13 protein-coding genes are annotated in these 18,840 nt (G+C 73.5%); 7 read left to right on the forward strand and 6 right to left on the reverse strand.

What is annotated here, in order from left to right; genetic code table 11:
• Positions 1–15: 15 nt before the first annotated feature.
• Positions 16–639 carry a flavin reductase family protein gene (locus GBN72_RS08855; protein WP_151771164.1) on the reverse strand — a complete coding sequence of 208 codons (624 nt, stop codon included), beginning with the start codon at positions 637–639 and terminating at the stop codon, positions 16–18.
• A 440-nt stretch (positions 640–1,079) separates the two neighbouring features.
• On the opposite strand from GBN72_RS08855, the gene GBN72_RS08860 reads away from it, so the two are divergent.
• Together GBN72_RS08860 and GBN72_RS08865 are read left to right on the forward strand one after the other, a co-directional pair.
• Complete coding sequence (locus GBN72_RS08860; protein WP_151771165.1) at positions 1,080–2,735, forward strand: M4 family metallopeptidase; 1,656 nt, start codon at positions 1,080–1,082, stop codon at positions 2,733–2,735.
• A gap of 92 nt (positions 2,736–2,827) precedes the next feature.
• The gene (locus GBN72_RS08865; RefSeq protein ID WP_164540512.1) at positions 2,828–3,340 is read left to right on the forward strand and encodes a DUF1990 domain-containing protein; all 513 of its coding nucleotides are present in this window, start codon (positions 2,828–2,830) and stop codon (positions 3,338–3,340) included.
• Positions 3,341–3,421: 81 nt separating this feature from the next.
• Here the strand turns inward: GBN72_RS08865 and GBN72_RS08870 are convergent, their stop codons facing one another.
• A complete protein-coding gene (locus tag GBN72_RS08870) occupies positions 3,422–6,046 on the reverse strand; it encodes a glycosyltransferase family 1 protein (RefSeq protein ID WP_151771167.1) in 2,625 nt (874 codons plus the stop codon).
• A gap of 1,097 nt (positions 6,047–7,143) precedes the next feature.
• On the opposite strand from GBN72_RS08870, the gene GBN72_RS08875 reads away from it, so the two are divergent.
• The 4 genes from GBN72_RS08875 to glgB all read left to right on the forward strand — a co-directional run bounded on the left by GBN72_RS08875 (position 7,144) and on the right by glgB (position 14,939).
• Positions 7,144–9,195, forward strand: coding sequence for an alpha-1,4-glucan--maltose-1-phosphate maltosyltransferase (locus GBN72_RS08875; protein WP_151771943.1), 2,052 nt, complete (start codon positions 7,144–7,146; stop codon positions 9,193–9,195).
• Positions 9,192–10,892, forward strand: a complete 1,701-nt coding sequence (treS, locus tag GBN72_RS08880) for a maltose alpha-D-glucosyltransferase (protein WP_151771168.1) — start codon at positions 9,192–9,194, stop codon at positions 10,890–10,892. Before GBN72_RS08875 ends, treS begins: the two co-directional genes overlap by 4 nt.
• A gap of 110 nt (positions 10,893–11,002) precedes the next feature.
• Positions 11,003–12,403, forward strand: a complete 1,401-nt coding sequence (locus GBN72_RS08885) for a maltokinase N-terminal cap-like domain-containing protein (RefSeq protein WP_151771169.1) — start codon at positions 11,003–11,005, stop codon at positions 12,401–12,403.
• Positions 12,404–12,584: 181 nt separating this feature from the next.
• Complete coding sequence (gene glgB, locus GBN72_RS08890; protein WP_439959742.1) at positions 12,585–14,939, forward strand: 1,4-alpha-glucan branching enzyme; 2,355 nt, start codon at positions 12,585–12,587, stop codon at positions 14,937–14,939.
• A gap of 111 nt (positions 14,940–15,050) precedes the next feature.
• Here glgB and GBN72_RS08895 read toward each other — a convergent pair whose 3' ends face one another.
• From GBN72_RS08895 to GBN72_RS08910, 4 genes are all read right to left on the reverse strand, one after another.
• A complete protein-coding gene (locus tag GBN72_RS08895; protein ID WP_151771170.1) occupies positions 15,051–16,295 on the reverse strand; it encodes an NAD(P)/FAD-dependent oxidoreductase in 1,245 nt (414 codons plus the stop codon).
• Positions 16,295–16,504 carry a ferredoxin gene (locus GBN72_RS08900; protein WP_151771171.1) on the reverse strand — a complete coding sequence of 70 codons (210 nt, stop codon included), beginning with the start codon at positions 16,502–16,504 and terminating at the stop codon, positions 16,295–16,297. The genes GBN72_RS08895 and GBN72_RS08900 overlap by 1 nt, the downstream gene beginning before the upstream one ends.
• A gap of 63 nt (positions 16,505–16,567) precedes the next feature.
• Positions 16,568–17,464, reverse strand: coding sequence for a pyridoxamine 5'-phosphate oxidase family protein (locus tag GBN72_RS08905; protein ID WP_151771172.1), 897 nt, complete (start codon positions 17,462–17,464; stop codon positions 16,568–16,570).
• A 131-nt stretch (positions 17,465–17,595) separates the two neighbouring features.
• Complete coding sequence (locus GBN72_RS08910) at positions 17,596–18,051, reverse strand: VOC family protein (protein WP_151771173.1); 456 nt, start codon at positions 18,049–18,051, stop codon at positions 17,596–17,598.
• A 175-nt stretch (positions 18,052–18,226) separates the two neighbouring features.
• Here GBN72_RS08910 and GBN72_RS08915 point away from each other — a divergent pair, with 175 nt between their 5' ends.
• Positions 18,227–18,793, forward strand: a complete 567-nt coding sequence (locus GBN72_RS08915; protein WP_439959759.1) for a CGNR zinc finger domain-containing protein — start codon at positions 18,227–18,229, stop codon at positions 18,791–18,793.
• The last annotated feature ends 47 nt before the right edge of the window (positions 18,794–18,840 follow it).

Below are 18,840 nucleotides of genomic sequence, written 5' to 3' on the forward strand. Positions count from 1 at the left end.
GCCGCCCCTCCCGCCTCAGCCGTCGGTCCGCCGCCCGCCGCGCCACTCCTCGTACCGGATCCTCCGCCGGTCGTGGACGACGGACGTCGCCCCCCACTCGTCCCCGCCGAGACGCGACAACGGCCGCAGACGACCGAGCACCGGACGCCCGCCCTCGTCCAGCGCCTCCACCGCGACGGCCACATGCCGCACCCGGCCGAACACCACCGTGCAGTTCCCGACGACCACCGTGTCGTGCAGCCCGCACTCGATCGCCACCGGCGAGCCCGCCACCCGGGGCGGCGCGACCGTCGCGGACGGCTCCGGTGCGATCCCCACCGCCGCGAACTCCCCGAGCCCGGGCGGGAAGTCCGTCGCGGTGTCGTTGACCGCCGCGAACTGGTCCTCGGCGGCGAGGTTCACCACGAACTCCCCCGTGGCCAGTACGTTCCGCAGCGTGTCCTTGGCGCCCACCGAGGTGAACTGGACCACCGGCGGCTCGGTGCTCGCCACCGTGTAGAAGCTGTGCGGCGCCAGGTTGGCCACCCCGTCGGCCGACAGGGTGGACACCCAGGCAATGGGCCGCGGTACGACCACCGCCGTGAGCAGACGGTAGAAGTCGCCGGAACCGGTGGTCCCCGGGTCGAAGTCGGCACGCATGCCGGCCAGTATCCCCGCCCCGCGCCGCCCGACCGCCACCGGGGTTGCGTCACTTTTCCGCCAACCTCCTCCGGACGGACTCCCCCGGACGCCTCCCTCCGGCCGCTTTGCCGGCTCCTGACCACCGACCGCCCCGTCACCCGGGCGTGCCAGGCGTCGGGCCGGAACCCGCGGCCGCGTTCTTTGATCTTCCTTTACGCGGGACGACCCTTCCCTTGGTTGTCGCTTTACCGCTCCACGGCGTCGGTTACTCGCACGTAACGTTCATGCACCTGTCAACTTCCGGTCAACCTCACGGCGTGGTCATGACACGTGTGCGCCTCGGTGCAACAGTTCGTCAGCAGTGCGGACGCGCCGAGCGAACGCACCGAGCACCTCCCCACCAGACCACCTCCGGGCAGGCCCCCGACTCCGCCCGGACCCCCACCCAAGGAGATCGCGTGTCCGCTCTCTACGCGCGTCACCGGCGCCCCGCGCTGGCCGTCGCCACCGCGCTCGCCGCAGGCTCCCTGCTGATCACCGCCGGCACCGCCTCCGGCGCCCCCGACACCACGCCGGCCCCCTCGCAGGCCGCGGCCGTCCCCGCCGCCATGCCGGTGCAGCTCTCCCCCGCCGCGCGCACCGCCCTGCTGAAGGCGGCGGAGGGCCGCGTGGCCGACACCGGCAAGGCGATAGGCCTGGCCACCGGGGAGAAGCTGGTGGTCCGCGACGTCGTCCAGGACGCCGACGGCTCGCTGCACACCCGCTACGAGCGCACCTACCAGGGCCTGCCGGTCCTCGGCGGCGACCTGGTCGTCCACACCTCGCCGTCCGGCGAGCGGCAGGGCGTCACCAAGGCCACCAAGGCCGAGATCAAGGCCGACCTGACCGCCGAGGTCACCGCCGGCAAGGCGGAGCGCCAGGCGCTCACCTCATCCGAGGCCTCCGGCGCCGAGAAGTCCGCCGTCGAGAACTCCCGCAAGGTGGTCTGGGCCGCCGAGGGCGAGCCCAGACTCGCCTACGAGACGGTGATCGGCGGCTTCCAGTCCGACGGCACCCCCAACGAGCTCCACGTGATCACCGACGCCGCCACCGGCGAGAAGATCCACGAGTTCCAGGGCGTGCACACCGGCACCGGCAAGACTCTGTACTCCGGCAGCGTCACCCTGAACACCACGCTCTCCGGCTCGACGTACCAGCTGACCGACTCCACCCGTGGCGGCCACAAGACGTACAACCTGGCCCGCTCCACCTCCGGCACCGGCACGCTCTTCACCGACGCGGACGACGTCTGGGGCACCGGCGCCGCCTCCAGCTCGTCGACCGACCAGACCGCCGCCGCGGACGCCGCCTACGGCGCCCAGAAGACCTGGGACTTCTACAAGAGCACTTTCAACCGCAGCGGCATCAAGAACGACGGCAAGGCCGCCTACTCGCGGGTCCACTACGGCAGCTCCTACGTCAACGCCTTCTGGCAGGACTCCTGCTTCTGCATGACCTACGGCGACGGCTCGGGCAACACCCACCCGCTGACCTCGCTGGACGTGGCGGCCCACGAGATGACCCACGGCGTCACCTCGGTCACCGCCCGCCTCAACTACAGCGGTGAGTCCGGCGGCCTGAACGAGGCCACCTCCGACATCCTCGCCACCGGCACCGAGTTCTTCGCCGCCAACGCCACCGACGTGGGCGACTACCTCATCGGCGAGAAGATCAACATCAACGGCGACGGCACGCCGCTGCGCTACATGGACAAGCCGAGCAAGGACGGCGCCTCCCAGGACTACTGGTCCACCAGCACCAACAGGGTGGACGTGCACTACTCGTCCGGCCCCGCCAACCACTTCTTCTACCTGCTCTCCGAGGGCAGCGGCGCCAAGACGATCAACGGCGTGAGCTACAACTCGCCGACGTACGACGGCGCCGCGGTGACCGGCATCGGCCGCGCCAAGGCGCTCCAGATCTGGTACAAGGCGCTCACCACGTACATGACCTCCACCACCAAGTACGCGGGCGCCCGCACCGCCACGCTCAACGCGGCGACCGCCCTGTACGGCTCGGGCAGCGCGGAGTACAACGCGGTGAACTCGGCCTGGGCGGCGGTCAACGTCAAGTGACGTCCACCCGGTCGGGCGCGGCCTGACCTCTCGAACGAATGAGCGGCACCTGGAGGGCGCGAGCCCCCGGGTGCCGCTTAGTCTTGGGCCTCATGTCGTTCACCTACGAGGACGTCGGAGCCACGCGCGACGGCGGCGTCCCCTGCCCGCCCGGCTTCCGTTCCCTGCACGAGCGCGCCCGGATCGGAGAGGGCGAGGACGTGTTCCGCCGTGCCGCCGAGGCGCTGATGACCTGGCGGATGCACCGGGAGATGGGGGTGGGCGTCACCGCCTCCGCCGAGCGCGCGGCACCGGGGGTCGACGTCACGGTGACCCTGGCCGGCATCGTGAAGGCTCCGTGCCGGGTGGTGTGGACGGCGGACGAGCCGCGCCGCGCCGGCTGGGCGTACGGCACCCTGCCCGGCCACCCCGAGTCCGGCGAGGAGGCCTTCGTGGTCAACCGCACCGGCGACGGCACGGTCTGGCTCACGGTCACCGCGTTCTCCCGGCCGGCCAAGTGGTACGCCAAGGCGGGCGGCCCGGCGACCCGGGGTTTCCAGCACGCCTACGCGCGACGGTGCGGGGTGGTGCTGCGCCGCCTCGCCGACCCTCCGGCGGAGTTCTGACGCGGCGCCGCGCGGCCCCGGGGCCGTACACCCCGGGGCCGCGCGTCGGGCGCCGTCACCGCATGAGCACCGCGGCCGCCGTCACCGCATGAGCACGCCCGCCGCCTCGACCACTTCCTCCGCCGGCAGGGCGACCAGGCCCAGCTCCGCGCCGGAGGCGAGCAGCCGGTGCGCGGGCAGCACCCGCACCGTGTACCCGAAGGGCCCCGTCCGGTCCAGGGTCAGCGGGCCCTCGTAGACCCGGTCGCCCTCCGTGTCCGGCCCGTGGGACACCGGCTTCAGCGGGACCGTGGTGGGGGCGGTGAGCCGGTCCTCCGCGTCGACCCGGCCCGCGGCGGCCTGGACCTCCACGTCCTCCGGGGCGAGTCCGCCGAGCCCCACCCGCACCCGCAGGGTCAGGGTGGCGCCGAGTTCCGCGGTGCTGGCGGCGGACGAGGTCTCCACATGGCCCACCCGGACGGCCGGCCAGCCACCGCGGACCCTCGCCTTCCACTCCGCCAGCTCGCGCGCCGCCTCGGCCGTCATCGTCCGGTGCGAGCACGCGGCGGGCGCGTAGAGGCGCTCCACGTACTCGCGCACCATCCGACCCGCCAGCACCTTGGGCCCCAGGTGGGTGAGGGTCCGCCGGACCATCTCGATCCACCGGTCGGGCAGTTGGGTGGAGCCGCCCTTCTCGTAGAACCGGGGCGTGACCCGCCGCTCCAGCAGGTCGTACAGGGCGGCGGCCTCCAGGTCGTCCCGCCGCTCGGGGCCGGTCCCGGTGCCGTCGGCGGTGGGGATCGCCCAGCCGAAGTCCGGCTGGTACCACTCGTCCCACCAGCCGTCCAGCACCGAGAGGTTGAGGCCGCCGTTGAGCGCCGACTTCATGCCGCTGGTGCCGCACGCCTCCAGCGGGCGGAGCGGATTGTTCAGCCAGATGTCGCAGCCCGGGTACAGCTTCTGCGCCATGCCCATGCCGTAGTCGGGCAGGAAGACGATCCGGTGCCGCACCCGTGGGTCGTCGGCGAACCGCACCAGTTCCTGGATCAGGCGCTTCCCGCTCTCGTCGGCCGGGTGCGCCTTGCCCGCCACCACCAGCTGCACCGGCCGTTCGGGGTGCAGCAGCAGCGACCGCAGCCGCTCGTGGTCGCGCAGCATCAGGGTGAGCCGCTTGTAGGACGGCACGCGGCGGGCGAAGCCGATGGTCAGCACGTCGGGGTCGAGCACGCCGTCGATCCAGCCGAGCTCGGCGTCCCCGGCGCCGCGCTGCCGCCAGGCCTCGCGCAGCCGCCGCCGGACCTCCTCCACCAGCTGTCCGCGCAGGGACCGGCGCAGTTCCCAGATCTCCTCGTCGGAGATCTCCGCCACACCGTCCCACCGTTCGGAGCCGCCGACGCTCAGCGCGTCCTCGGCCCGCCGTTCGCCGACGCCGCGCGCGCCGAGCCGGAGCACCTCGGGGGCCACCCAGGTGGGCGCGTGGACGCCGTTGGTGACGGAGGTGATCGGCACCTCCTCGGGGTCGAATCCCGGCCAGAGTCCGGCGAACATCTCCCGGCTCACCCGGCCGTGCAGCAGCGAGACGCCGTTGGCCCGCTGGGCCAGGCGCAGGCCCATCACCGCCATGTTGAAGACGCCCGGGTCGCCGCCGGGGTAGGTCTCGGCACCCAGCCGGAGCACCCGGTCGACGTCGATCCGCGGCAGCTCGCCGTCCTGCCCGAACTGGCGGGCGACCAGGTTGCGGTCGAACCGGTCGATGCCGGCCGGCACGGGGGTGTGGGTGGTGAAGACCGTGCCGGCCCGGACCGCCTCGAGGGCGGCGTCGAAGTCCAGTCCCTCGGTGACGAGTTCGTGGATGCGTTCCAGGCCGAGGAATCCGGCGTGACCCTCGTTGGTGTGGAACACCTCGGGCCGGGGGTGGCCGGTGAGCTCGCAGTACTCGCGTACCGCCCGGACACCTCCTATGCCGAGGAGCATCTCCTGCAGCAGCCGGTGCTCGCTGCCCCCGCCGTACAGCCGGTCGGTGACGCCGCGTTCGCCGGCCCCGTTGTCCTCGACGTCGGAGTCGAGCAGCAGCAGCGGCACCCGGCCGACCTGGGCGAGCCAGATCCTGGCCCGCAGCGAGGTGCCGCCGGGCAGGGCGAGCGAGACGTGGGCGGGCGTGCCGTCGGCGCGGGCGAGCGGGGTGAGGGGCAGCTCGTTGGGGTCGAGCACCGGGTAGTGCTCCTGCTGCCAGCCGTCGCGGGAGAGCGACTGGCGGAAGTACCCGTGCCGGTAGAGCAGCCCCACGCCGATCAGCGGGACCCCGAGGTCGGAGGCGGCCTTGAGGTGGTCGCCCGCCAGGATGCCGAGCCCGCCGGAGTACTGCGGGAGGGCGGCGGTGATGCCGAACTCGGGCGAGAAGTAGGCCACGGCGGCGGGCAGGCCGTCGGACTGCTCCTGGTACCAGCGCGGGCCCCCGGTGTACTCGGCGAGGTCCTCGGCGACCGCGGTCAGCCGGGCCGTGAACTCGGCGTCCTGGGCGAGTTCGGCGAGCCTGGCCGGCGGGACGCTGCCCAGCAGACGCACCGGGTCGCCGCCGCAGGCCGCCCAGCGTTCGGGATCGACCGACCGGAAGAGGTCACGGGTCCCGGCGTGCCACGACCAGCGCAGGTTTCGCGCCAGATCGCTGAGCGGGCGGAGGGGTTGGGGGAGGACGGGTCGGACGGTGAATCGACGGATCGCCTTCACGTTTCCACCTCGGCTGGGCGTGCGGAGGAGGGACACATCCGTACGAATGTGTCCCCGTCGTCACCCCAGACGGTATCCGCGCGGAGCCGGATCAACCACGGCGCGCGGCTTTCCGGCGTGCCGCCGGAGCACGCGGGGCACGGCGCGGCACGACGTGCCACGACGCGCGGGGCGTGCGGGTGAAATACCCGGCGCCAGGACGGGAATACGACGAACGACGTACAAGTCCGTCTCGTCTCGATCGGGCATGAGTCCGGTCTTGTGCTCCCGGATACGCATGAGTAGTTAACAAAGCGCCGGATTGCTCACCCGAAGAGGGTGGGAAGGCTCCCCCGGTACCCCTTCGGTGGCTCTCGCGGGAACCGCCTCCCCACATCTCCCCATCCGCCCACCCACGTTGACGCGGAGGAGTGGTCATGCCCGCCACACATCGTCCGACGGCCCGTACCACGGAGCCGGACGCAGCAGCCCGCCCACGTCCGCAGCCACCCCGCGGCGCCGCGGCGTCCGACGGCTCCGCCCCGGCGCACACCCCGCCGCCGCGCGCCGGTGGCGCGACGCCGCCCGACGATCCCGCCCCGCAGCACGCCCCGGCCGGTGACGGTGCGGCGGAGGCCGGGGCGAGCGCCCATCCCGGCGAGGGCCGCGCGGGGGCCCCGGGGGCCGCCCGTACGGCTTCCGGCTCCCCCGGTACCACCAGCGCGGTGAGGCCGGCCGGGACACCCGCCCGGCCCGGCGCCGACGACCCGCCCCGGACACCTACGACGCCCGCCGCCCAGGCTCCGGACGAGGTCCCGGCCGACCCCGCCGTCACGGCAGCGGCCACGCCCTCGGCCCACCCGGCGGACCGGACCGGGGCCGGGCCCGCCCACACGCCCGTCGCCCAGGCCGCGAACGAAGCAGCCGAGGCCGCCGCCGAGGCCGCCGCGAAGCCCTCCGCCAGGCCCGCCGCCAAGGCCGCCGCCAAGGCCGCGAAGGAAACCACCGGCAGGTCCGCCGGCAAGGGGTCGGCGAAGAAGAAGCAGCGGACCCGCGAGGCGCCCGGCAAGGGCGCCGACAAGGCGGCCGCCGGCGCTCTCCGCCCCGCGACCACCCCGGTGACCTCCCCCGCGTCCGCCCCGGCTGCCGCCCCCGCGGTGACCGTGGGGCGCATCCCCGTGGAGGACGTGCGGCCCCGTGTCGCCGACGGGCGGCGCCCCGCCAAGGCGGTGGTCGGCGAGAGTTTCGAGGTCACCGCGACCGTGTTCCGCGAGGGCCACGACGCCGTCGCCGCCAACGTGGTGCTGCGCGACCCCGACGGCGGCCCGGGCCCGTGGACCCCGATGCGCGAGGTCGCCCCCGGCACCGACCGGTGGGCCGCCACCGTCACACCGGACCGCACCGGGCGGTGGAGCTTCACCGTCGAGGCGTGGAGCGACCCCGTCGGCACCTGGCGGCACGCCGCGGGCATCAAGGTCCCGGCCGGCATCGACACCCACCTGGTGCTGGAGGAGGGCGCCCGGCTCCACGAACGCGCCGCCGGGAACGTCCCCGACGGTCCCGCCCGCGAGGCGGTGCTGACCGCGGTGGCCGCGCTGCGCGACGAGCGCCGACCGGTAGCCTCCCGCCTGGCGGCCGCCCTCGCCCCGGAGGTGACCGAGGTCCTCGCACGCCACCCGCTGCGCGAACTGGTCGGCGCCTGCGCACCGTTGCCGCTGCTGGTGGAGCGCGAACGGGCGCTGTACGGGGCCTGGTACGAGTTCTTCCCCCGCTCCGAAGGCGCGGTCGTGCCCGAGGACGGTCCGCCGGTGAGCGGCACCTTCGCGACGGCCGCCGAACGCCTCCCGGCGATCGCCGCCATGGGCTTCGACGTCGTCTACCTGCCCCCGGTCCACCCCATCGGCCGGACCCACCGCAAGGGCCCCAACAACACCCTGTCCGCCCACGAGTGGGACGTCGGCGTCCCCTGGGCGATCGGCTCGCCCGAGGGCGGCCACGACGCGGTCCACCCGGACCTCGGGACGATCGAGGACTTCGACGCCTTCGTGGCGAAGGCCGCGGAGCACGGCCTGGAGATCGCCCTGGACTTCGCCCTCCAGTGCTCACCGGACCACCCCTGGGTCGAGAAGCACCCCGACTGGTTCCACCACCGTCCCGACGGGTCGATCGCGTACGCGGAGAACCCGCCGAAGAAGTACCAGGACATCTACCCGATCGCCTTCGACCGGGACATGGACGGCCTGGTCGAGGAGACCGTCCGTGTCCTGAGGTTCTGGAGGGAGCACGGCGTCCGCATCTTCCGCGTGGACAACCCGCACACCAAGCCGGTGGTCTTCTGGGAACGGGTCATCGGCACGGTCAACGCCACCGACCCCGACGTGATCTTCCTGGCCGAGGCCTTCACCCGCCCCGCCATGATGCGCACCCTCGCCCAGACCGGGTTCCAGCAGTCCTACACCTACTTCACCTGGCGGAACACGAAGGAGGAGATCACCGAACACCTCTCCGAGCTCAGCCGAGAGTCGGCGGCCTACCTGCGGCCCAACCTGTTCGTGAACACCCCGGACATCCTGCACGGCTACCTCCAGCACGGCGGCCGTCCCGCCTTCGAGGTCCGGGCCGTCCTGGCGGCCACCCTCGGCCCCACCTGGGGCGTCTACGCCGGCTACGAACTCTGCGAGAACACGCCCGTGCGGGAGGGCAGCGAGGAGTACCTGGACTCGGAGAAGTACCAGCTCCGGCCGCGTGACTGGGAGGCCGCCGAGCGCGAGGGCCGCACCATCGCCCCGCTGCTCGCCCGGCTCAACGCGATCCGCCGCGCCAGCCCCGCCCTGCGCCACCTGCGCAACCTGCGCTTCCACCACGCCGACAAGGACGAGGTGATCGCGTACTCCAAGCGGCACGGATCGAACACGGTTCTGGTGGTGGCGAACCTGGACCCGCACCACACCCAGGAGGCCACGGTGTCGTTGGACATGCCGCAACTCGGCCTGAAGTGGCACGAGTCGGTACCGGTGCGCGACGAGCTCACCGGTGAGACCTATCACTGGGGCAGGGCCGCCTACGTACGCCTCGGGCCCGGGGGAGCACATGTGCTGACCGTCGGCGCCGGTGGCGGCGACGCCCTGCGACCGTCCTCACCGCAGATCGGAGGGTCACCCGCCATATGATCGTCAACGAGCCCGTCCCGGACACTTTCGAAGACACCCCCGCCCGTGACCGGGACCCGGACTGGTTCAAACGCGCCGTCTTCTACGAGGTGCTGGTCCGCTCCTTCCAGGACTCCAACGGCGACGGCGTCGGCGACCTGAAGGGCATCACCGCCAAGCTGGACTACCTCCAGTGGCTCGGCGTGGACTGCCTGTGGCTTCCGCCGTTCTTCAAGTCGCCGCTGCGTGACGGCGGTTACGACGTCTCCGACTACACCTCGGTGCTGCCGGAGTTCGGCGACCTCGCCGACTTCGTGGAGTTCGTCGACGCCGCCCACCAGCGGGGCATGCGCGTGATCATCGACTTCGTCATGAACCACACCAGCGACCAGCACCCGTGGTTCCAGGAGTCCCGCAAGGACCCCGACGGCCCCTACGGCGACTACTACGTCTGGGCCGACGACGACAAGCAGTACCAGGACGCCCGGATCATCTTCGTCGACACCGAGACCTCCAACTGGACCTTCGACCCGGTGCGCAAGCAGTACTACTGGCACCGGTTCTTCGCCCACCAGCCGGACCTCAACTACGAGAACCCGGCCGTTCAGGAGGAGATCGTCTCCGCGCTGAGGTTCTGGCTGGACCTGGGGATCGACGGCTTCCGCCTCGACGCGGTGCCCTACCTGTACCAGCAGGAGGGCACCAACTGCGAGAACCTGCCGGCCACCCACCAGTTCCTCAAGCGGGTGCGCAAGGAGATCGACGCGCACTACCCGGACACCGTGCTGCTCGCCGAGGCCAACCAGTGGCCGGAGGACGTCGTCGACTACTTCGGCGACTACTCCGCCGGCGGCGACGAGTGCCACATGGCCTTCCACTTCCCGGTCATGCCCCGCATCTTCATGGCCGTCCGGCGCGAGTCGCGCTACCCCGTGTCGGAGGTCCTGGCGAAGACCCCGGCCATCCCGCAGAACTGCCAGTGGGGCATCTTCCTGCGCAACCACGACGAGCTGACCCTGGAGATGGTCACCGACGAGGAACGCGACTACATGTACGCGGAGTACGCCAAGGACCCGCGGATGCGGGCCAACATCGGCATCCGCCGCCGTCTCGCGCCGCTCCTCGACAACGACCGCAACCAGATCGAGCTCTTCACCGCGCTGCTGCTCTCCCTGCCCGGATCGCCCGTCCTGTACTACGGCGACGAGATCGGCATGGGCGACAACATCTGGCTCGGCGACCGCGACGGCGTGCGCACCCCCATGCAGTGGACCCCGGACCGCAACGCCGGGTTCTCCTCCTGCGACCCGGGCCGCCTGTACCTGCCGACCATCATGGACCCGGTCTTCGGCTACCAGGTCACCAACGTGGAAGCCTCGATGAGCTCCCCCTCGTCGCTGCTCCACTGGACCCGCCGGATGATCGAGATCCGCAAGCAGAACCCCGCCTTCGGTCTGGGCGCGTACACCGAACTCCCCTCCTCGAACCCGGCGGTGCTCGCCTTCCTGCGCGAGTACGAGGACGACACGGTGCTGTGCGTGCACAACTTCTCCCGCTTCGCCCAGCCCACCGAGCTGGACCTGCGGGAGTTCACCGGCCTGCACCCGGTGGAGCTGATCGGCGGGGTGCGCTTCCCGGCGATCGGGGAGCTGCCGTACCTGCTGACCCTGGCGGGCCACGGCTTCTACTGGTTCCGCCTGCGCAGGGACCCGGCGTAGGAGGACCGGGCACAACCGGACAGGTCCGTCGTGAGGCGGTTTCGGCCGCCTCGCGACGGGCACGCGAAAGCACCCGCTCCCCCGTCCCCCAGGGGAAAGGACGCGACGTCATGTCGGAAGCCTCGCCGTACGCCCCCGCCCGCTCCGCCGTGCCCGGGCCGCCCCTGCCCGCCTCGCTGGAACCGCTGCTCCTGGAGTGGCTGCCACGCCGGCGCTGGTTCGCCGGCAAGGGGAGCCCGCTCTCCCACGTCTCGGTGGTGACCGAGACGGAGCTGCTGCCACTGCCCGCCTCCGGGAACCAGCCGGGGCTGGTGCACCTGCTGGTCCGCGCCGGCCGGACCCCCGGCGACTGCTACCAGCTGCTGCTCGGTGTGCGCCGCACCCTGCCGCCCCACCTGGCGCCCGCCCTCGTCGGCCACCTCCGCCACGGCCCGTTCGCCGGCGCGACGGTCTACGACGCGCTGCACGACCCGCGCGCGACCGGCCTGCTGCTGGAGGCGCTGCGCAGCCGCGCCCGGGTCGGCGGACTGCGCTTCGAACGGGAGGGCGAGCAACCGTTACCCCTGGACGCCGTGCCGCGGCTGATCACCTCCGAGCAGTCCAACTCCTCGGTCGTCTACGGCGAATCGCTGATCCTCAAGCTGCTCCGCCGGGTCACCCCCGGCGTCAACCCCGATCTGGAGCTCCCGCTCGCCCTGGCCCGCGAGGGCTGCTCCCGGGTCCCCGCGCCGGCCGGCTGGCTCACCGCCGGCCTGCCCGGCGAGCCGGAGCCGTACCTGCTGGCCGTCCTCCAGCCCTTCCTGCGCGGCGCCGACGACGGCTGGCAGCTCGCGCTGGCACGCCTCGCCGAGGACCGGGACTTCACGACCGAGGCCCGCTCCCTCGGCCGTGCCACCGCGGAGGTGCATCTCTCCCTGGCCCGGGCGCTGCCCACGGTCACCCTGGGCCGGGCCCAGCTCTCGCAGATGGTCGAGGGGATGTGCGGACGCCTGGACGACGCGGTCCGGGCGGTCCCCGCGTTGGTCCCCTACGCCGACGGGCTGCGCTCCGCCTACACCGCGCTGGCCGACCTGGCCTCGGAGGGCCGCACCTGGACCGCCCAGCGGATCCACGGCGACCTCCACCTCGGCCAGTGCCTGCGCACCCCCGACGGCGAGTGGTCGCTGATCGACTTCGAGGGCGAGCCGTCACGCCCGCTGGCCGAGCGGCGCCTGGAGCAGCCGGCCGTCCGCGACGTCGCGGGGATGCTCCGTTCCTTCGACTACGCGGCGCACGCCGGGCGTCCCTGGCCGCCGGGCTGGGCCGACGCCTGCCGGGCCGCGTTCTGCACGGGCTACGCGGAGGCCACCGGCCAGGACCCGCGCACCGATCCGGTGATGCTGCGGGCCTGCGAGACGGAGAAGGCCGTCTACGAGGTGGTGTACGAGGCCCGGCACCGGCCGGACTGGCTGCGGGTGCCGCTGTCCGCCATACGGCGCCTGTCCGCCGGAGCCGCCGGGACCGTGCCGTGAGCCGCGCGGCCGGGCCCCGCCCCCGGTCGCGCGACCGGGCGCGCGCCCGCCGCCGTACCGCCGTGATCCCGTATCGCCGTGATCCGCACCGCCGTGATCCGCACCGCCGTGATCCGTACCGCCGTGATCCGGTACCGCTCCACACGTCGGACCGTCAGTGTTCCCCTCCGAGGAGGCTCCTGTGGTGAAGCCCAGCCAACCGTCCGCCCGTCCGGCCGCCGGCGGCAGGGAACGGGCGGCCGCCGTCCGCAGGACGCCCGCCGCCCGGCCGCCTCAGCAGCGCACCCCGGTGGACGGGCCGCCGCCCGCCGCGCGGCGGCCGCCCGCGCCGCCCACCGTGGTGCCCGCGCCCTGCTCCCCCGAGGACCGTGAGCGGCTGCTGGCCGGCACCCATCACGACCCGCACGGCGTGCTCGGCGCGCACCCGGTGGACGGCGGCCTGGTGATCCGCGCCCTGCGCCCGCACGCCCGCTCCGTCACCGTGGTCGCCGAGGGGCTGCGGGCCGAACTCCACGACGACGGCGACGGCCTCTTCTCCGGCCGTCTCCCGGCGCCCGCGGGCGAGGCGGTCCCCGCCCACCGGTTCCTGGTCGGCTACGACGGCGGTACGCACGACACCGAGGACGCCCACCGCTTCCTGCCCGCCCTCGGCGACCTCGACCTGCACCTGATCGGCGAGGGACGCCACGAGGAGCTCTGGAAGGCCCTGGGCGCCCACCCCATGACCCACCAGGGCGTCACCGGCACCCGCTTCACCGTGTGGGCGCCCAACGCCCTCGGGGTGCGGGTCACCGGCACCTTCAACTTCTGGGACGGCACCGGGTTCCCGATGCGCTCGCTGGGCGGCTCCGGCGTCTGGGAGCTGTTCGTGCCGGCGATCGGCGAGGGCGAGCTCTACAAGTTCGAGATCACCCGCCCCGACGGCACCCGCACCCTGCGCGCCGACCCGATGGCCCGCCGCACCGAGTGCCCGCCCGCCACCGCCTCGGTGATCACCACCTCCGGGTACCGGTGGGGCGACCAGGAGTGGCTGGCCCGGCGCGGTGAACTCCCCGCGCACGAGGCGCCGTTCTCCGTCTACGAGGTCCACCTGGCCTCCTGGCGGCCGGGGCTCACCTACCGGCAGCTCGCCGAGCAGCTCCCCGCGTACGTGGCGGAGCTCGGCTTCACCCACGTCGAGCTGATGCCGGTCGCCGAGCACCCGTTCGGCGGCTCCTGGGGGTACCAGGTCACCGGCTTCTACGCCCCGACCGCCCGTCTGGGCACCCCGGACGACTTCAAGCATCTGGTCGACAGCCTGCACCGGGCCGGCATCGGCGTGATCATGGACTGGGTGCCGGCCCACTTCCCGCGCGACGCCTGGGCGCTGGCCGAGTTCGACGGCCGTCCCCTCTACGAGCACCCCGACCCGAAGCGGGCCGCCCACCCCGACTGGGGCACCCTGGAGTTCGACCTGGGGCGGCGCGAGGTGCGCAACTTCCTGGTCGCCAACGCCGTGTACTGGTGCGAGGAGTTCCACATCGACGGCCTGCGGGTCGACGCCGTCGCCTCCATGCTCTACCTGGACTACTCCCGCGAGGACGGGCAGTGGACGCCCAACGAGCGCGGCGGGCGGGAGAACCTGGACGCGGTGGCCTTCCTGCAGGAGATGAACGCGACCGTCTACCGCCGGGTGCCGGGCGTGGTGACGATCGCCGAGGAGTCCACCGCCTGGGACGGCGTCACCCGCGCCACCCACCACGTGGGCCCGTCCGGCTTCGGCGGCCTCGGCTTCGGCCTGAAGTGGAACATGGGCTGGATGCACGACTCGCTGCAGTACATGGCCCACGACCCGGTGCACCGCGCGTACCACCACGACGAGATCACCTTCTCCATGGTGTACGCCTACAGCGAGAACTACGTGCTGCCGGTCTCGCACGACGAGGTGGTGCACGGCAAGCGGTCGCTGGTGTCGAAGATGCCGGGCGACTGGTGGCGGCAGCGGGCCGACCTGCGGGCCTACCTGGGCTTCATGTGGGCCCACCCGGGCAAGCAACTGCTGTTCATGGGCCAGGAGTTCGCGCAGGGCGCGGAGTGGTCGGAGGCGCACGGGCCGGACTGGTGGCTGCTCGACCCCTCGTACGGGGCGGCGGCCGACCACCGGGGCGTGCGGGAGCTGGTCGGCGACCTCAACGCGGTGTACCGGCGGACGCCCGCGCTGTGGCAGCGGGACATCGCGCCGGACGGGTTCCGGTGGGTGCTGGCGGACGGGGCGGCGGACAACGTGCTGGCGTTCCTGCGGTTCGACGCGCAGGGCTCACCGCTGCTGGCGGTCTGCAACTTCTCCCCCGTGGTGCGGGACGACTACCGGGTGGGCGTCCCGGACGACGTCCCCGCGTGGGGGGAGGTCCTCAACACGGACGCGCAGCGGTACGGGGGGTCCGGCCTGTGCGGGTCCGGCCCGCTGAAGCCGGAACCCCAACCGTGGCACGGCCTCCCGGCGAGCCTGCGCCTCACCCTGCCGCCGCTCTCCACGGTGTGGCTGTCCCCGGCGTGAGCTCGGCCCCGGCCCACTGAGCACGGCGGGGACCCGTACCGCGGGTGGCGGTACGGGCCCCCGCGCCGTTCCCGGCAGGCACTCCGCCGTACGTGCCCGGTGGGTGTTCCGTCAGCCCGTCCGGGTGCCCGCCGACGGCGCGGCGGCGCAGACCCCGGCCGACCGTGCGGCGGAGGCCAGTTCGGCGCGGTAGGCGGCCAGGCGGGAGGTCCGGCCGGCCGTCAGCGCCCCGACCGGACTGCCCCGGTGGTGGTAGGCGATCTCCAGCCGCCGTCCCGCCGGGTCGTGCTCGAGGACGGTCGCCTCGTCCGCCAGGGAGGGGAGACCGACCGAGCGGAACCGGGCGCCGTGCAGGTCTGCCCAGAAGGACGGCACGGTGTCGTAGGGGCCGGCCGTCTCCCCGTGCAGCAGGGTCGACGCGGCGGCCGCGCCCTGTGCGAGGGCGTCGGCCCAGTGCCCCGTCGTCACCCGGCTCCCGCCGGCCAGGGCGTACGGCACCTTGGCCGCGTCCCCTGCCGCGACCACGCCGGGAGCCGGTGAGCCGTCGCCGCGCAGTGCGCGCAGGAAGGGGTCGCAGCAGACGCCTTGGTCCAGCAGGAGACCGGAGCCCGCCAGCCAGTCGGTGGCCGGGACCCCGCCGAGCGCGACGACCGCGGTGTCCGCGGGAACCGCGGAGGCGTTCGTGAGCTCCACCGCGCACAGCCCTCCGCCAAGAGCGGTGCGGAACCCGGTGACCCGGGTGCCGGTGCGCACGGTGATCCCGGCCTCCTCCTGCAGGCCCGCGACGTAGGCGCCCGCCACCCGGCCGAGCGCGCGCGTCAGCGGCTGTTCCGCGGCTTCCACCAGGGTGACGGCCGTACCGCGCGCCCGGGCCGCCGCGGCGATCTCACTTCCGAGGAAGCCTCCGCCCACCACCACCAGGGAGCGTCCCGCCCCCAGCCGGGCCCGCACGGCGAGCGCGTCGTCCCAGCCGCGCAGGGTGAACACTCCCGGCGGCGCGGGGCCGCCGGCTCGCGGGGTGCGGGCGTGCGCGCCGGTGGCGATCACCAGTCCGTCGTAGGCGAGTCCGGTGCCGTCCGACAGGGTGACGCGGCGTTCGGAGGTGTCCAGGCGTACGGCCCGGCGGCCCAGCAGCCACCGGGCGTCCGGACCGGCGGGGAGGGGCAGTCGGGGAAGCTCGGGTTCCTCCTCGCGCGCGAGCACCTCCTTGGAGAGGGGAGGGCGGTCGTAGGGAAGGTGGGGTTCGGCGCCGACGACCGTCAGCGAGCCCGTCCAGCCTTCGGCCCGCAGCGTCCGCGCCGCGCTCAGCCCGGCCAGCGAGGCGCCGACGACGACCACCCGGTGCGGTGCGCGCATCAGGGCGCCGCCGGGGAGGGGGCGGGCGCGACGGTGACCGCGCGTACGGGGCAGAGGGCCGCGGCCCGTTCGGCCTGCTCCCGCTCCGCCTCGTCCGGGTGCTCCTGGTGGACGAGGTTCTCCTCGTCGTCGAAGGCGAAGATCTCGGGGGCGGCGAAGACGCACTGCCCGTGGCTCTGGCAGAGGTCCATGTCCACGGTGACGCGCATGACGGTGACTCCGGTCGGTGGAGGGGGCGGCTGGTGAGGGAGTGGTACGGGGACGGGGCGGGGTCACGGGTTGAAGCGGGAGTACTGCGGCTTCGACCACCGCAGCGGTGAGCCGTCCGCCACCTCACGCACCTCGGCGACGGAGAACTCCACCAGCCGCTGGGCGCCCGGGTGCCGGACCGTCTCGGTCTCGTCCCACACGGTGCGGGCGGCTCCGGTCAGGTGGAGCAGCGAACCGGTCTCCCAGTCCGGGAACAGCAGCCCCGCCTCCGGCCTGAGGTGGAGGTTCCCGAGCGTCAGGAACATCGCGTTGCCCACGTAGTCGGGCCAGCGCAGCAGGGTGGGCGACAGCACCTGGACGAAGCCGGGGTTGCCGCCCCGGTGCGAGGCGTCGGCGTCGCCGCGCACGGAGGCGGTGGCGACGAAGAAGGTGTCGGCGGCGACGATCGCGGCCTGCTGCGCCGCGCCGAGCGCGGCCGTGGTGACCGCTCCGTGGGGCCGGGCGCTCGCGCGGCTCTCCAGTTGACGCCTCTGCAGGTACTTGGGGCAGTTGGCGATCACCTGGTCCAGGGCGACCCGGATCTCGTCGCCGTCCCGCCGGGCACGGCCGTTGAGCCGCATCCTGCGGCGCGTCGCCGGTTCGACGGCGATGAGGCCGGCCCGGACCGTCCGGCCGTCCACGAAGGCGGCGGCCAGCGGGTCCCCCGGCGCGGGCGGCGCGTGGACGACCAGGGTTCCCGGATCGGGAGACCGCAGGAACCCCTCGGGCCCGGTGAGCAGCGTCGCCCACATCCGGCCCCTCTCGTCCGCCGCGCCCAGCACGATCATCGGCTGTCCGGCCAGGAACTCGCGGGCCACGGGCGGGACGGTGTCACCGATGCCGCCCAGGGAGAACGCCGCCTGGGTGGCGAGTCCCGCACGCTCCTGCACCGCGAGTTCGCCCGGGTGATAGGTGGACACGTCTTCCTTTCCGGCCGCCGGGCGGGAACGCCCTGACGGCCCGGGCTCCGTGCGTCGAGGGGCCGGAGCCTGAGGTGGGTGGGCCGGGTGACGGTGCGGGCCGGGCGCGGGCGGCGCCCGGCGGGAGCCGTCTAGAAGAACCCGCAGGTCGGCGCGCCCGCGACGGGGGCGGCGGACGGGTCGGCACCGGTGGGGGCGTAGATCTCGAGCCGGATGCCGTCCGGGTCGGTGAAAAAGATGCCGCCGGAGGCCGCGCCCTCGCCGTGCGGGACGACACCCTCGTAGGCGAACTCGGCGCCCAGGGCCCGCAGCGCCTGTTCGGCCTCCTGGACCTCTTCGACGGTCTCCACCTGGAAGGACAGGTGGTGCAGGCCCGCGCGGTCGGTGGCGAAGGCCGCCTCGCTCTGCTCCCACAGCGCCACCAGCAGGCGGCCGTCACGGCCGAGCAGGGCCCAGCGGCGGTCTCCGTCCTTGCCGTCCTCCAGCACGTCGAGACCGAAGAGCTCCCGGTAGAACCCGAGGGACCGCTCCAGGTCGGTGACGTTCAGTGCGACGTGACCCGTCTGCAGGCTCTTGAACTTTCCCATGCTCGATCACACGCCTCCGTACGAGGTTCCGAGCCGATCTCGTAACCACTGAAATCAAAATTAACGGTTAGTCAGCGAGGGGTCAACTGGTCATGTGCGGATGACCGGTTATGCTCGTGGACGCCTGAGGGCCCGAGACGCGAAGGAGTCGACCGTGGGCACGAGCGAGGACGACCTGGCCGGCGTGCCACCGTCGGACCCCCGGCCGCTGACCGGCGAACCGCTCGCCGTCGACCTGCTCAACACCCGCTGGATCGACGAGGAGGGCTTCCACGACCTGCTGGACGGACCGGCCGGCACGGGTATCTGGCTGGCCTCGCAGACGACCCGTCTCGACGGCGCGGCCGTTCCGCCGGGCGAGACGACCCGCGCTGCCCTGCTGACCGCCCGGGCGGCACTGGACCTGGCCGCGGCCGATCCCGCGCACCCGTCCCCCGAGGCGGTCGCCGCCCTCAACGAGGTGCTGGCGCACGGCCGTCTGCGCCGCGTCCTGAGCGTGGACGGCCCCGGCACCACGGTCGAGGTGGACGAGCCGGAGTGGCTTCCGGCCTGGGCCGCGGCGGCCGACTGGCTGCGCCTCCTGGCGGACCGGCCCGACCGCATCCGGGCATGCGCCAACCCGGCGTGCGTACTGCACTTCCACGACGTCTCGAAGAACGGGACCCGCCGCTGGTGTTCCATGTCCGGCTGCGGCAACCGCGCCAAGGTGCGGCGCCACTACGCCCGCCACCGGCAGGACTGAGCCTCCCCGGGGCGGGAGGGCGGGGGCGCGACCCCGGGCCGTGCCTC

Origin of the sequence: Streptomyces abyssomicinicus (assembly GCF_008974245.1) — a bacterium.
GTDB lineage: Bacteria > Actinomycetota > Actinomycetes > Streptomycetales > Streptomycetaceae > Streptomyces > Streptomyces abyssomicinicus.